Origin of the sequence: Pseudomonas sp. HY13-MNA-CIBAN-0226, from assembly GCF_040310305.1 — a bacterium.
Classification (GTDB): Bacteria; Pseudomonadota; Gammaproteobacteria; order Pseudomonadales; family Pseudomonadaceae; genus Aquipseudomonas; species Aquipseudomonas gregormendelii.
The window spans coordinates 1-272 of record NZ_JBEOPS010000259.1 but is presented as its reverse complement, the minus strand read 5'-3'; the positions used below and the strand labels follow the sequence as shown (position 1 = coordinate 272).

1 protein-coding gene is annotated in these 272 nt (G+C 56.2%); it reads left to right on the top strand.

The features are described 5' to 3' along the window. Nucleotides 1-20 precede the first annotated feature (20 nt). Nucleotides 21-272: superoxide dismutase (locus AAEZ05_RS28670; RefSeq protein ID WP_502947807.1), on the top strand; the 252-nt coding region annotated here is incomplete at its 3' end.

Genomic DNA, 272 nt, shown 5'->3' with positions numbered 1-272 from the left:
CCACTATGGAGCACATTGATATGACTTATACCTTGCCGGCCTTGCCTTACGCCTACGACGCCCTCGAGCCGCATATCGACGCGCAAACCATGGAAATTCACTACACCAAACACCACCAGACCTACATCAATAACCTCAATGCCGCAGTCGAGGGCACTGAGTTCGCCGGCTGGCCGGTGGAGAAGCTGGTGTCCAGCGTCCAAACATTGCCTGAGAAATTACGCGCCGCCGTGGTCAACCAAGGAGGCGGGCATGCGAACCACTCGTTGTTC